Raw genomic sequence first — 13926 nt, 5'->3', positions numbered from 1 at the left:
GTGTACATCCTCATACAAGGGCATCCTTCCGCCTCGGAGCTATCCGGACACCACCGTCCTCCATCATCCGGACAGGGTACAAAGGAACAGGCATCGGAAATGAAGTCCCCTCCCGACATCTTTTTGCCCGCAGGAGAACCCGGGCATCAGCAAGGACGGACCGGGACCGGAAAACAAGACCGAACGATGCGGATCAGTTCGCCTCATCCGGCCGGATCACAATTGTCCTCTCCAGAAACCGCATCGACAGGAGCGGGCGCAGCATGTACAGGAAGATTTTCTCCGGGCAGCCGGGACTGCCCTTCCCGACGGCCGGGAATCCTGTTCCCGACGGCCGGGAAGGGTGTTCCCAACCGGTCGGGAACCGTGTTCCCAATATCCGGGGACGCGGTACCCCTCCGGCTGGGAACAAGACCGTATTCCCCGGAGTGCTGGAAGACAGCACCGTGCCTTCTCAGGCTCCTGCCATCAGCCTATTCGGCTCTCCCGTCCCCTTCCGCCGTCTGAACTTCATGTATCCCGCTCCCAGGACGGCAAGGATCAGAATGGCCATGGCAATGTAAGCAACCGTCTCAGTCGTAGAGATGCTCGCCGGGTGGAAGTCGAGGACAACGGTGTGGCTGCCCGGTTTCACACGGAGAGCACGGAGGATATAATTCACACGGCCGAGTTCTGCAGGCTGCCCGTCTACCGTCGCTGTCCAGCCCGGATAATAGATTTCAGAGAAGACGACAATGCCGCCGTTCTTCGAGCTGACGGTGTATCGCAGGTTGTTCGGCTCGTACTTCTCCAGTCTCACCGTGGCCGCAGAGCCGTTCTCCACCGCCTGTCCGAGGACAGCTGCAAAGGCCTTGTCGGCTACAGCTGCATGGCGTACATCTATCCTGCCCACCTGCGCATACTCCGCATTGGCATCGGCAACATAGCTTATCTTATCGACAAACCATCCGTTTCCCTGTGCGTAAGGGTTCTTCAGCGGCATTGTCGTGCCTCCCTGCAACGGAAGGATGAAGTACTTCGTATTCAGCATATTCAGCACCGGGAACACCTTCGCCCCGTCCACAGCCTGCATGTTGCCGCCCTTGGCGGCGATCGCCTGCATCGCCTTCTGCATCTCCGGGACGATGTAGGCGTCGATCATCTCCTGGTAACGGCGCAGTTTGGCGGGATGGTAACCGCCGATGCTCTTGTGGAAGTAAGCGGTCTCGTTCTCGTTGAAAGTATTGGAAGCGAAGTTCAGCACACGGTAGTCCAGGCCCTTGTCTTTCAGGATCTCCACGTCGGCCGCCGTCGGCTGCTGCGGCATGTCACGCTCGCTCTTCGGCACGAACATACCGTCGTTCAGATAACGCTTGTCCACCTGCCACAGGTCGACGAGGCAGAGCACCAGCAGGGCGGCGATCATATAATCGGCGCGCAGCTTCTTCATCCTGTAACCGAAGAGCAGGGCGAAACCGATCAGAATAACGACGACCGAACGCCATGCGTCGGCACTGACCATGGCGGAACGCATCGCCGAGACATTGGCGAGAATCGTCCCTGCCGTATTGCTGTCCATGCCCTGTATGCCGTTGATCATCTGGCGTTCCTGATCGCTGACGAACGGCCCCGTCATGTCGGGGAACAGGGCGATCAGGGCCGCCACGCCGGCCGTCAGGGCAAGGCTGACATAGGCGAACTTCATCTTCCTGCCCAGCAGGTCAGGCTCGTCGACGAGGCGTTTCAGCGCCAGGGCGGCCAGCAGCGGTATGGTGAACTCGGCGATGACGAGGATGCTCGCCACGGTACGGAACTTCGCATACATCGGGATGTAATCGAGGAAGAAGTCGGTGAACCCCATGAAGTTGTGCCCCCATGACAGGAGGACAGACAGCACGGTCGCCGCAGCCAGCGCCCACTTCATCGGGCCTTTCACGAGGAACAGTCCCAGGATGAAGAGGAACAGCACGAACGCTCCGACATAGACCGGTCCGCTCGTCCCCGGCTGTGTGCCGAAATACTGCGGGAAGGCATCGTAGAGCTGGGGAATCATCGACTGTATCTGCGGGTCGGCCTTCTTCATCGCCGTCTCGCTCTGGCTCAGCGGCACGCTCGCCCCGCCCTTCGCATCGGGCACGAGCAGCGTCAGCGTCTCGTCGATGCCGTAGCTCCACTGCGTGATGTAGTCACGGTCGAGCCCAGAACTGGTCTGGTTGGCTTTGTCCGCCTTCACCAGTTCGCTCTTGCCGCGCATGCTCTCCTTCTGGTACTGCCAGGTGTGGTAGAGGTTGGAGAGGTTGATGGCGATGCCGATGACGGCTGCCGCCGCCAGCACGCCTGTCGCCTTCAGGAATCCCGCCAGCCGCTTCTCACGGATGGCCTTCACGAGGTAGGCGACGACCATGAAGAGGATGACGAACAGATAGTAATAGGTCATCTGTACGTGGTTCGCCTTCACTTCGAAGGCGGTGAATATCGCCGTCACGATGAAGCCGGACAGATACCGGCCGCGGTAAGCCAGCACGACACCGGCGATCATCGGCGGAAGGTAGGCCAGTGCCATCACCTTCCACAGATGTCCGGCAGCGATGATGATCAGGAAATAGGACGAGAAGGCCCACATCACACCGCCCAGCGCCGCCAGCGACTGCCGGAAGTCGAACGCCCGCAGCAGGATGTAGAAGCCCAGGAGATAGGCGAAAAGGAACCATACATTGTCCGGCAGCCAGAGGTGGTAGGCGTTCATCACCTGCGACAGGCCGTCCGTCGACCGGTAGGACGGCGACATCTGGTAGGTCGGCATACCGCCGAAGATGGCGTTTGTCCATCGTGTCGCCTCGCCGGTACGCTCCTGGTAGGCCGCCATTTCCTGTGCCGATCCGACACCTGCCGAGGCATCGTGGCGATAGAGGATCTTACCCTGTGTGACGGGAACAAAGAAGTAAGCGAACGAGATGACCGCAAACAACACGACAGCCACCACATCGGGCAGAAATCTTTTCCAAGTTTTCATGTTTGTTTTTGTTTTGCTTTCGTCTGACAGAATTTCCTGACCGAGAGGTCATGGATTCCATATCATGCGTGCAAAGTTACAAAAAACAAAGCACGTACAATCTCCAGCTTATAACTTTTTCGTACCTTTGCCGCATGAAAATAGGAATCATCGTTGCGATGGACAAGGAGTTCACGCAGCTCAAAGCAATCCTTTCCCAAACGGCAAAGGAGCATTTCGACCATAAAGACTTCGTGACAGGCCGACTGGGAGACAAGGAAATCATCCTGCTGCAGTGCGGCATCGGAAAAGTGAATGCGGCGGTCGGTACCGTGGAGATGATCCATCATTACCACCCTGACCTCATCGTATCGAGCGGCTGTGCCGGCGGTGCAGACACGACGCTGGAGGTGACGGACGTGGTGGTGGCTTCGGCCTGCACCTACCACGATGCCTACTGCGGTGACGAAGTGGCGTTCGGGCAGATCATCGGCATGCCGGCATACTTCACGGCTCCTGCCGAACTGGTGGAAAAGGCATTGTCGCTGAACGACCTGCCTGACTGCAGGGAACTGCACATACGGAGCGGACTGACCGTCAGCGGCGAGTGGTTCGTCAACTCGCGTGAGAAGATGCAGCAGATACTGGACCGGTTCCCCGGTGCCACGGCCGTCGACATGGAGAGCTGCGCCATCGCACAGGTCTGCCATATCTACCGGACACCGTTCGTCTCCTTCCGCATCATCAGCGACATACCGCTCAAGGACAGCAAGGCGAGTCAGTACTTCGACTTCTGGGAGCGTGTCGCCAACGGCAGCTTCGAGGTGACGAAACACTTTATCGACATAATATGAAAACTATGAACAAGATCCCATCATTCACCATCGACCACGAGCGGCTGCTGCGCGGCATCTACGTAAGCCGCAAGGACGAAGTAGGCGGAGAAACCGTCACCACCTTCGACATCCGCATGAAAGAGCCCAACCGGGAACCGGCGCTGCACGTGGGAGCCATCCACACCATCGAGCACCTGGCCGCCACCTATCTCCGCAACGACCCGGAATGGAAAGACCGTATCATCTACTGGGGGCCGATGGGCTGCCTGACGGGCAACTACCTGATTCTCCGCGGCGACCTTGCATCGAAAGACATCGTCGGACTGATGCGCCGCACCTTCCGGTTCGTTGCCGACTACGAGGGCGACATCCCCGGTGCAGCACCTTGCGACTGCGGCAACTACCTGCTCCACGACCTGCCGATGGCAAAGTGGGAGTCGAAGAAGTTTCTCACAGAGGTGCTGGACAATATCACCGAAGCCAACCTCCATTACCCGGAGAAATAAGAGAGGGAGGATGCGTCAAAATGCAGATGAATAACTTGACGACTTTCAAACCATAAGCAGGTTTTTCCTACAACAAAGAAAAGACCATTTCTTTACTCAGAATCGAGTACAGAAAAGGTCTTTTTTAATGAATTGTTTCAAACTGTAAGATGATCAAAACGGTATTTGCATTTTGACACACCCTCCTGTGTTTAGAGGATGCAAACAAGCCTGTCGCTGTCCGGCAGACATCTTCCGCAATAAGTCGGCCGGCAGCCTCCTTTTTACAGGTATGATGATGCCGGGAAGTACCCTTCCTTACCGGCTTCTGCCGTCGTGCGGATGCCCGTCACCGGCTGTACTGCCGATGGACACCGGCCGTGCTGAGGCCTGACACCGGTTGTGCCAAGCCCGACGGCCTCGCTGCCTGTGCCGGAGAGGGAGTGCCCTGCCGTACAGGAGAAGCTGGCCGGAGGGTGTTTCGCTGCCTTGTATGCAAAGAGCGTGTGCCGGAACACCGTATGCTGCCGGACAATACGGCCATGTCGGCTAAGCCAGCTCCAGCCCGAGCGTCTCTACGAGTTTCTTTACAGAGCGGTTGGTTTTCATCAGCCTGTCGAACTCTTCACGGGGAGTAAGCATGGGTTTGATTTCCTCCTGTCTGGCAAGCCGGATGGTAAGGCCGATCTGTCCGTTGTGCAGATCCTTCGCCAGCGTGGCCCGGATGCGCGACCGGATGGGAAGCATTTCGTTGAGCTGGATGTTGTTCTCGGCCAGCACCTGGATATTCGGAAATTCGGTGATGGTCGGCGTGATGTTCTTCATCCGCTGTGCCAGTGCCTGCATCTTGTCCGGCATACGTGTACACATGGCACGCCACCGGACGACGAGGTCCTGCTGTGTAAACGGCTCATTCTCGTCCTTGTTGGTGATTTCAGGCTCGTCCTCCCGGGCTTTTTTCCTGTCGCTCTTGAGCAGATTGTCAAATGACATGCTCAATGCCCCCAGGTTGATGGACTTCGGCAGACCTGTTGCCACCTTCGCCGCCGGACGCTCTGCGGCGGTGACGTGTGTGCCGCCGGGAGACGGGGCAGCCACCTGCTCCCGGCTTCCGCCCTGACAGCGGCGTGCTGTCTCGTCATGATGTCTCAGGCTCCCGGCCACCTGCGGAGCCGGTTTCTGTTGAGCCTTCAGAATAAGATTCTTGAACAGGGATTTCAATCGCTTAGGGCTACGCCCCGAGGCAGGCACGTCATCGTCCTTCTGCGTGATCTGTGCCACCTGGATCAGGGTCAGTTCCACCAGCAGCCGCTTGTTGGAACTCTGCCGGTACTCCACGTCGCAGCGGTTCATGATCTGCAGCGCGCTGTAAAGGAAGCGGACAGGACACCGCTGCGCCTGCTCCTGATAGCGCTGCCGCTGCTGCTGGCTTGTCTCGAGCAGCGGGAGCGTCTGTGCATCCTTTGCCATCAGCACGTTGCGGACGTGGGATGCCAGTCCGTTGACGAGGTGTCCGCCGTCGAAGCCCTTGTTGATGACATCGTTCAGGAGCACCATCACTTCACTCACCTTGTTCTCCAGGGCAAGGTCGATGATGTGGAAGTAGTTGTCCGCATCCAGTACGTTCAGGTCCTCTATGACTTTCTGGTAGGTGATGTTTCCCTGCGAGAAGCTCGCCGTCTGGTCGAAGATGGAAAGGGCGTCGCGCATACCGCCGTCGGCCTTCTCGGCGATGACGTTCAGTGCCTCCTCCTCGTATTGTATGTTCTCCTTTTCGGCAACGCTTTTCAGATGGCTGATGATGTTCGGCACAGTCATGCGCTCGAAGTCGTAGATCTGGCAGCGGGACAGGATGGTCGGGAGGATCTTGTGCTTCTCGGTCGTCGCGAGGATGAAGATGACGTGTGCCGGCGGCTCTTCCAAAGTCTTCAGGAAAGCATTGAAAGCCGCCGTGGAAAGCATGTGTACCTCGTCGATGATGAAGACCTTGTACCGTCCTACCTGCGGCGGGATGCGCGTCTGGTCCATCAGCGACTTAATGTTTTCCACTGAGTTGTTGCTGGCGGCATCCAGCTCGAAGATGTTGTAGCTGCGCCCCTCGCTGAAGGCCTTGCAGCTCTCGCATTCGTTGCAGGCCTCGCCGTCGGCCGTGGGATGTTCGCAGTTGATCGCCTTCGCAAAGATGCGGGCGCAGGTCGTCTTGCCCACTCCCCGCGGTCCGCAGAAGAGGTAAGCGTGCGCCAGCTTACCGCTTTTCACGGCATTCTTCAGCGTGGTAGTCAGCGCCTGCTGCCCCACGACGGAATCGAAGGACATCGGCCGGTACTTGCGCGCCGAGACAATATATTCATCCATAGTTTTGAAAATCTGATTGTCTTGCAAAGGTAATAAAAGTTAAGGGAAGTGGATGGAGAGAGACAGGATTAAATTGTTAATTTGCTAAAAATATGGATGCTTCCTGCGTACGTCTGCAATCTTTTCCTTACTTTTGCAGAAAATAATAAGGAGAGAAGTGAGCAAGATTACCGGACATATTTACAGATTCTTCAGTCGGTTCAAGTTCCATATTGTCATCATCTTCGGCGCACTCATCGTGGGCGTGCTGGACGAGAACAGTTTCATGAAGCGCATTGAATACGCCTACCAGATCGATGACCTGAAGGCCGAAATCCGGAAATATGACCGTCAGTATCAGCACGACACACAGCAGCTGAAGGACCTCAAGACCGACTCGGACGCCATCGCCCGCGTGGCCCGGGAGCGTTACTTCATGAAGGCTGACAACGAAGACATCTTCGTGCTGAGCGACGATGAGCAGCCGGCCGACAACACACCTAAGTATGAGACAGCTGAATAAACTCGAATCAACCGTTTACCTTTTGGGAGGAATCGTCATGGTTGCAGGCACGGGTCTGTATGCCTTCTTTCTCATTCAGTCCGTCGCCTGCTGGCTGATGCTGGCCGGTACCGCCGGCTTTGTGCTCATGCAGTCGCGGCAGCGTTACCTCGGCACGCGGCTGGCCGTCCGCCGTCTGCGCCGCATCATGACCCTGGCGGGCTGGGGATTCATCCTTTCCGGGCTGTTCATGGTGGAGGACTGTTACCATTTTCTCCGTCCGGCATTCACCGGTTCGCTGGACGGTTACAGCAGTTACGTAAGCATCTTCCATCACAACTGGGTCATCCTCCTGCTCATATCCGCCGTCTTAGAGATGTACACGACCCACCGCATCAGCTACGAGCTGAAGAAAGAGGGCGGAGAAGGCAGTGACTAAAAAAAGCTAAAAACATTACAGATAGTTTTAATTTGAATAAAAAAGTTCTTCAAGTCCGATTATAGGTTGTAATTTTGTCTGAGAAGAAGAAGTTGAACAGTTAAATGATCTATGAATAAAGTTCTCTACGCACTCCTGACACTCGCTGCATTCACATCGTGTGCCAACTCTTTCAATATCCAGGGGACCTCCAACGTGTCGAGTCTGGATGGGAGAAAGCTGTATCTGAAGACCGACCAGGGCGACTCGCTGATCAATCTGGACTCCTGTGACGTGGTTCACGGACAGTTCTCCTTCCATGGGACGATCGACTCGGTGAAGGTGGCACAGGTGTTCATGGACGATGTCAACCTGCAGTTCCCCGTCGTATTGGAGAAAGGAGACATCACGCTCAGGCTGGACAACACGCAGCAGCGTGTCAGCGGTACGCCGCTCAACGACAAGCTCAACGACTTCTGGACGAAATTCACACAGCTGCGCAACCAGTACGTCGAAATCGACCATGAAGAGAGCGCAGCCATCCTGAACGGACATGACGAGGAGACGGTGAATGCCCGCCTGATCAAGAAGGCGCTGGGCGTATATGCCAAAGGAGACAGGCTGTTCACGAAGTTCATCACGGAGAACTTCGACAACATCCTCGGCCCCTGGGGATTCCTGACCCGCATCACCTACGACACGACCCCCAATGCCTTCCCCATATGGATGAACGACTATATGTATGCCAACGTGGTCAACCAGCTGCCGTCATGGATTGAATACATCATGGCCAAGGCGACAGACACCTTCAAGCAGAATCCGCAGGTAAAGGCCTTCTATGCAGACTTCCAGCAGGCACAGAAGGAGATGAACGGCACGGCCGAACCTGCCGCCGCAGCCATCCCGGACACGGCAGGAACCGCTCCCACTGCCGCCGTCACACCCCCGACGCCCGCACAGATGGCCGGCGAGCCTGCCCGCAGATAAGACTCCGCTCCGCACATCCGCTTCCTTTGTTCTTGCGCATTCTTCCTCTCTCCGCACCCCCCATTCCCCTGTTTTCGAGACACGGTCTCAGAGCAGGAAGCCAGTAATCCCTAAACAACAGAAACTCATGAGGAAACTCATCCAAGGTGGAACAATCGTCAACGAAGGGCGGAGCTTCATCGGCTCGCTCGTCATAGAGGACGACTGCATCGCAGACATCATGGCCGGAACACAGCAGCCCCGTGGCTCATTTGACGAGACCGTCAATGCCACGGGGTGTTTTGTCCTGCCCGGCGTGATCGACGACCATGTACACTTCCGTGAGCCGGGACTGACGGAGAAGGCAGACATCGAGAGCGAGAGCCGGGCTGCCGCATACGGCGGGGTGACCTCCTACTTCGAGATGCCGAATACGCTTCCGCAGACGACGACGCCGGAGGCTCTGCACGACAAGTGGGAACGTGCGGGGCGGACGAGCCACGTAAACTACAGCTTCTTCTTTGGCGCGACAAATGCCAACAGCGGTCTGTTCCCCCTGCTCGACACGCATACGGTCCCCGGCATCAAGCTCTTCATGGGTGCTTCGACAGGAAACATGCTTGTCGACCGGCGTGAGGCGCTGGAGCAGATCTTCCGGGTCGCTGCCGAACTGGGTCTCCCCGTGATGACGCACTGTGAAGAAACAGGCATCATCAATGCGAACATGAAGGCAGCCAGGGAACGCTTCGGCGACGATCCGGCGATCATCCATCACGGGGAAATCCGCAGTGCGGAGGCCTGCCTGGCCTCCTCCCGGCTGGCAGTCGAACTGGCCCGGAAATACAGGACGCACCTGCACATCGCACACATCTCTACGGCAGGAGAACTGTCTCTGGCGAACCGTCCGGAGGATGAGGGACGGATCACGCTGGAGGCTGTCCTCGCACACATTGTATTCTCTGACCGGGACTACCTCACGAAGAAGGCGCTGATCAAGTGCAATCCTGCCGTCAAGACCGCTGCCGACCAGGCCGCCATCCGCCGGGCACTCGCAGACGGACGGATCACGGTCGTCGGTACCGACCATGCCCCGCACCTGCCGGCACAGAAGCAGGGAGGCTGCACAAAGGCCGCCTCGGGGATGCCGATGGTTCAGTTTTCACTCGTCACGATGCTGGAACTGGTCGATCAGGGCGTGCTCGGCATCGAACGCATGGTGGAGCTGATGGCGCATGCCCCGGCCCGGCTCTTCCATGTGGACCGCCGGGGTTTCCTGCGGAAAGGATACAAGGCCGACCTCGTCGTCGTCGCCCCCCGTCAGCCCTGGACGGTCGACAGGAAATGTATTCAAAGCAAATGCAAGTGGAGTCCGATGGAGGGACATACCTACCGGTGGCGGGTACTGCATACTTTCTGCAACGGACACCATCTGCTGAACGACGGACTTCTTGACGGCACGGTGCGCGGCGAGCAGATTACCTTCCGGCACGGACAGGAGGCCGGCCGGTCAGCCGGACATGGCCTCTGAATGCCGGAAAGGCCTGCCCCGCCCTTGTTGTGGACGACAGCGTTTCAGAGAGAAGTCCCTGTCCGACACCGTCCCCGGCCTGACGCTGCGGCAAGAAGTCCTCACCGCCTCTGCATGAAGAAGAAATGATAGCCAGAATCGTCATATACCTTATATTGACAATAGTGTTGTCCGACCTGTACATCGATATGCACTATTTCCGCAAGCGTTACCACATCACGTGGCGGCAACGCCTGCTATGGTGGACTCCCTGCATCGGCATGGTCGTCTATACCTGTGCGCTGGCTTCCATCCGCAACTTCGCACCTGCCGACCTGACATGGCTGAACACCTATCTCTTCCTCCTCGGCATGTTCGTCGGCCCCAAGGCCATCTTCACCCTCTCGTCTTTCGCAGGATGGGCCGTGCGCAAGTACGTTACGCATACGCAGCGCAACTGGGGACACAGCATCGGACTTGTCCTGGGCACCCTTGCCTTCGCCTTCTATGTTTATGGACTCACCGCCGGGGTCTCCGCTGTCCGGGTGAAGCACGTGTCTCTGGCCTTCCGGGATCTGCCGCCGTCATTCGACGGTTACCGGATCGTACATGTATCCGACCTCCATCTCGGCACTTTCGACGGATGGCGGAAGAGAATCCTGCAGGCGGAGATGGACAACATCGTGCGGCAGAACCCAGACCTCATCTGCTTCACAGGCGACCTGCAGAACATGCGCCCTGAAGAGGTGGAGAAGATGGCGCCTGTCCTACGGCAACCGATGAGGAAAACCGTAGCGGTCCTGGGCAACCACGACTATACCGAATATATCAAAGGGAATCCCAAGGAGAAGGCGGCGCAGGAGGCACGGCTGATCGCCGTGGAGGAGAAGCGACTGGGATGGACGCTCCTCCGCAACCGGCACCTGCTCATCACCTCGCCCGCCGGCGAGACCATCTGTATCTGTGGCACGGAGAACGACGGCAGACCGCCTTTCCCCAATTATGCAGACTATGGAAAGGCCACGAAGGGCCTGGACAGAAACGCCTTTGTCATCATGCTGCAGCACGACCCTTCCGCATGGAAGCGGAACATCCTCCCGAAGACGACGGCACAGCTGACGCTCAGCGGGCATACGCATGGCGGACAGATGCAGCTCTTCGGATGGAGGCCGACCCGCATCCGACAGCATGAAGACTACGGGCTCTACCGGCAGGGCGGACGGTTCCTCTATGTCACGGCGGGACTGGGCGGACTGGTGCCGTTCCGGCTCAACATGCCTAACGAGATAACAGTCATCACGCTGCACACGAAGAAAAAGAAATAAAAAAGAAATCCTTTATGTATACTTCCACACCTCAGCGACAGGACCGGCGACCGGCTGCTCTGCATACGTTGCCCGCACGGATTCTGACGGTTCTGTACAATCTTTACACGTTGTTCATCTTCCTTCCCCTCTTCATCCTGGCCTCTGCCCTCACGGCCTTGATAACGACGGCAGGCTGCCAGCTGGGCAACGGCCACTTCTGGGGATATTATCCGGGCAAATGCTGGTCGTGGCTTACGGTCCGTCTGCTTTTCCTGCCGGTAGAGGTCCGGGGACGGGAACACCTCAACCCCAGACAGAGTTATGTCTTCGTCTGCAATCACCAGGGCTCTTTTGACATCTTCCTCATCTACGGTTTCCTCGGCCGTAACTTCAAGTGGATGATGAAGAAGGCCATCCGCAAGATTCCCCTGGTGGGACTGGCCTGTGAAAAAGCCCACCACATCTATGTGGACAAGAGCGGTGCCAGCAAGATAAAGAAGACCTACGACACGGCGCGCGAGACACTGCGCGAGGGGATGTCCGTCGTCGTCTTTCCCGAGGGGGCACGCAGTTTTACGGGACACATGGGCAGGTTCCGGCGCGGCGCCTTCATGCTGGCCGACGAGCTCCAGCTGCCGGTCTGCCCGCTTACCATCAACGGTTCCTATGATGTCATGCCACGGACGAAGGACTGGCATTTCCCCGTATGGCACCGGCTCAGTCTTACCATTCACGAGCCGATTCCGCCCAGAGGGAAGGGGACGGAGTTTGAGAAGCGGACGATGGCCGAAGCCTACGAGGCTGTCATGTCGGGGCTTACACCTGAATACCGGGGTTTCGTTGAGAATCCGGACCAGTAAAAACAAGCTGGAAAATTTGTCAGTATCATATTTTTCCACTACATTTGTCCTGTTAAAACAGTATTCCTATGACGAGTGACAGCATTGTAATCATACCGACCTACAACGAGAAAGAGAACATGGAGAAGATTGTCCGGGCGGTCTTCCGGCTGGAAAAGCATTTCCATATTCTGGTGATCGACGACGGAAGTCCTGACGGGACGGCACAGATTGTACACCGGCTGATGAAGACGGAGTTCGGAGACCGCCTCTTCATCATCGAACGTGCGGGCAAGCTGGGATTAGGCACAGCCTATATCGCCGGCTTCAAATGGGCGCTGGAGCACGGGTACGACTACATCTTCGAGATGGATGCCGACTTCAGTCACGACCCCGCCGACCTGCCGCGGCTCTATGCGGCCACGCACGACGAAGGGTATGACGTCGCCGTCGGGTCGCGTTATGTCAGCGGTGTGAATGTCGTCAACTGGCCTATCGGACGGGTGCTGATGAGCTATTTTGCCAGCAGGTATGTCCAGATCGTGACCGGTTTCCACGTCCACGATACCACAGCGGGATTCGTATGTTACCGCCGCCGCGTCCTCGAGACCATCCCTCTGGACAGGATCCGTTTCAAGGGCTATGCCTTTCAGATCGAAATGAAATACACGGCCTACAAGATCGGCTTCAGAATCAAGGAGGTGCCTGTCGTCTTCGTCAATCGCAGGGAGGGGACCAGCAAGATGAGCGGCGGAATCTTCTCCGAGGCCTTCTTCGGCGTAATGCGACTGCGGATGGATGGATGGTTCAGGAAATATCCGAAGGTGCAGGATTAATCCCACTTTCCGAATCTTACAGGCGGATCCCGGGCGTTACCTTTGCCGGGATTCTCTCTTCCAGACGGGCGGATTCAGCTTTCTCCTTGAAAAGGCACAGCGGGCTATGTGGCAGAAGGAGAGGGCTGAATCTGCCGTATATAAGCAGGAGGGAACAATGCGCCGGCAGGTCTCATGTCCAGCGAAAGACCGATGCACAGGACATCGCAGGGGGAGCGGCCGCCCTGTAAAACCGGAACAGGAAGCGTGTCACACACCACTACCGTATGTGGACAGACGCCCTCTTCTTTCCACGAAACAGACTTTCCTTATCGGACAGACGGGCGGCTGTCCCTGCTTCAGCTACTAAATAAACTTCTGGCACATCTTATGATTTCTTTTCAACAGGCAATTCTTCTTTTGAGGAAAGGAGACCTCTCCCTCTATCCGATATCACACATTGAATCTTAGCCGCCGTACAGAAAATAATCTTACAATCCGGATGGCTGTCCATCCGTTTTTACCCGCTCTTCATCCGGCTGGGAGACAGACTGTGGGAGGCTGAAAGGCAAACAGCCGTCTCTTTCCTCCTAACTAACGCCCGATTGCCCTCCAACTAACGCCCGATTGAGCCTCAACTAACGCCCGATTGCCGTCTAACCAAGCACCGTTTCTTGCACACGCCGTTATCAACCTGTAAACAAGGGACTTACACTCTACTGGCCATTTTCCTGTTTCCATGGACTCCAATTTTTCATCTGAGGAGGGGACGATGAACAAGAGCAAGGGTCTCATCCAGCCCCGCATGGTAAAAATCCATGACAGATGGCGCACGGAAACCTCCTTTCCAAGAACTTGTTTTTGGGGGCGTCATTGCCAGAGAAAATAAGAGAACAGGAAAACAGAGATAATACTTTTACCTTGAAAACCTCTTTGTTTGGCCAAC

At 56.8% G+C, this 13926-nt stretch carries 11 protein-coding genes; 9 read left to right on the top strand and 2 right to left on the bottom strand.

Translation table 11 applies throughout. The features are described 5' to 3' along the window. Positions 1 to 454: 454 nt before the first annotated feature. Positions 455 to 2992, bottom strand: coding sequence for a YfhO family protein (locus J4864_RS00735; protein ID WP_211814248.1), 2538 nt, complete (start codon positions 2990 to 2992; stop codon positions 455 to 457). Between the two features lie 134 nt (positions 2993 to 3126). Here J4864_RS00735 and J4864_RS00730 point away from each other — a divergent pair, with 134 nt between their 5' ends. After that, positions 3127 to 3825, top strand: coding sequence for a 5'-methylthioadenosine/adenosylhomocysteine nucleosidase (locus J4864_RS00730; protein WP_211814247.1), 699 nt, complete (start codon positions 3127 to 3129; stop codon positions 3823 to 3825). Positions 3826 to 3830: 5 nt separating this feature from the next. Beyond that, on the top strand, positions 3831 to 4313 hold the full coding sequence (locus J4864_RS00725; protein WP_040554713.1) for an S-ribosylhomocysteine lyase: 483 nt from the start codon (positions 3831 to 3833) through the stop codon (positions 4311 to 4313). A 528-nt stretch (positions 4314 to 4841) separates the two neighbouring features. Here the strand turns inward: J4864_RS00725 and J4864_RS00720 are convergent. Continuing rightward, the gene (locus J4864_RS00720) at positions 4842 to 6647 is read right to left on the bottom strand and encodes a DNA polymerase III subunit gamma/tau (RefSeq protein ID WP_211814246.1); all 1806 of its coding nucleotides are present in this window, start codon (positions 6645 to 6647) and stop codon (positions 4842 to 4844) included. Between the two features lie 157 nt (positions 6648 to 6804). Between J4864_RS00720 and J4864_RS00715 the strand changes: the two genes are divergently transcribed. The 7 genes from J4864_RS00715 to J4864_RS00685 all read left to right on the top strand — a co-directional run bounded on the left by J4864_RS00715 (position 6805) and on the right by J4864_RS00685 (position 13001). Then, a complete protein-coding gene (locus J4864_RS00715; RefSeq protein WP_040554712.1) occupies positions 6805 to 7149 on the top strand; it encodes an FtsB family cell division protein in 345 nt (114 codons plus the stop codon). After that, the gene (locus J4864_RS00710; RefSeq protein WP_211814245.1) at positions 7133 to 7567 is read left to right on the top strand and encodes a hypothetical protein; all 435 of its coding nucleotides are present in this window, start codon (positions 7133 to 7135) and stop codon (positions 7565 to 7567) included. The genes J4864_RS00715 and J4864_RS00710 overlap by 17 nt, the downstream gene beginning before the upstream one ends. Before the next feature lie 111 nt (positions 7568 to 7678). Then, entirely contained in the window at positions 7679 to 8533 is an 855-nt protein-coding gene (locus tag J4864_RS00705; protein WP_211814244.1) for a DUF4369 domain-containing protein, read from the top strand. Positions 8534 to 8660: 127 nt separating this feature from the next. After that, the gene (locus J4864_RS00700) at positions 8661 to 10040 is read left to right on the top strand and encodes a dihydroorotase (RefSeq protein WP_211814243.1); all 1380 of its coding nucleotides are present in this window, start codon (positions 8661 to 8663) and stop codon (positions 10038 to 10040) included. Positions 10041 to 10165: 125 nt separating this feature from the next. Continuing rightward, a complete protein-coding gene (locus J4864_RS00695; protein ID WP_211814242.1) occupies positions 10166 to 11344 on the top strand; it encodes a metallophosphoesterase in 1179 nt (392 codons plus the stop codon). Positions 11345 to 11358: 14 nt separating this feature from the next. Beyond that, positions 11359 to 12186, top strand: coding sequence for a lysophospholipid acyltransferase family protein (locus J4864_RS00690; protein WP_246479404.1), 828 nt, complete (start codon positions 11359 to 11361; stop codon positions 12184 to 12186). A gap of 68 nt (positions 12187 to 12254) precedes the next feature. Continuing rightward, positions 12255 to 13001 carry a polyprenol monophosphomannose synthase gene (locus J4864_RS00685; RefSeq protein ID WP_007368231.1) on the top strand — a complete coding sequence of 249 codons (747 nt, stop codon included), beginning with the start codon at positions 12255 to 12257 and terminating at the stop codon, positions 12999 to 13001. Positions 13002 to 13926: the final 925 nt, after the last annotated feature.

Origin of the sequence: Prevotella multiformis, assembly GCF_018127985.1 — a bacterium.
In the GTDB taxonomy this organism is placed as follows: domain Bacteria; phylum Bacteroidota; class Bacteroidia; order Bacteroidales; family Bacteroidaceae; genus Prevotella; species Prevotella multiformis.
This window is presented reverse-complemented; position numbering and strand designations above follow the sequence as displayed.

Excerpts from the sequence above, each read along its gene's own strand:
- J4864_RS00720 (WP_211814246.1), bottom strand. The coding sequence starts at position 6,647 with ATGGATGAATATATTGTCTCGGCGCGCAAGTACCGGCCGATGTCCTTC.
- J4864_RS00725 (WP_040554713.1), top strand. The coding sequence starts at position 3,831 with ATGAACAAGATCCCATCATTCACCATCGACCACGAGCGGCTGCTGCGC.
- J4864_RS00695 (WP_211814242.1), top strand. The coding sequence starts at position 10,166 with ATGATAGCCAGAATCGTCATATACCTTATATTGACAATAGTGTTGTCC.
- J4864_RS00735 (WP_211814248.1), bottom strand. The coding sequence starts at position 2,992 with ATGAAAACTTGGAAAAGATTTCTGCCCGATGTGGTGGCTGTCGTGTTG.
- J4864_RS00700 (WP_211814243.1), top strand. The coding sequence starts at position 8,661 with ATGAGGAAACTCATCCAAGGTGGAACAATCGTCAACGAAGGGCGGAGC.
- J4864_RS00685 (WP_007368231.1), top strand. The coding sequence starts at position 12,255 with ATGACGAGTGACAGCATTGTAATCATACCGACCTACAACGAGAAAGAG.
- J4864_RS00710 (WP_211814245.1), top strand. The coding sequence starts at position 7,133 with ATGAGACAGCTGAATAAACTCGAATCAACCGTTTACCTTTTGGGAGGA.
- J4864_RS00690 (WP_246479404.1), top strand. The coding sequence starts at position 11,359 with ATGTATACTTCCACACCTCAGCGACAGGACCGGCGACCGGCTGCTCTG.
- J4864_RS00730 (WP_211814247.1), top strand. The coding sequence starts at position 3,127 with ATGAAAATAGGAATCATCGTTGCGATGGACAAGGAGTTCACGCAGCTC.
- J4864_RS00705 (WP_211814244.1), top strand. The coding sequence starts at position 7,679 with ATGAATAAAGTTCTCTACGCACTCCTGACACTCGCTGCATTCACATCG.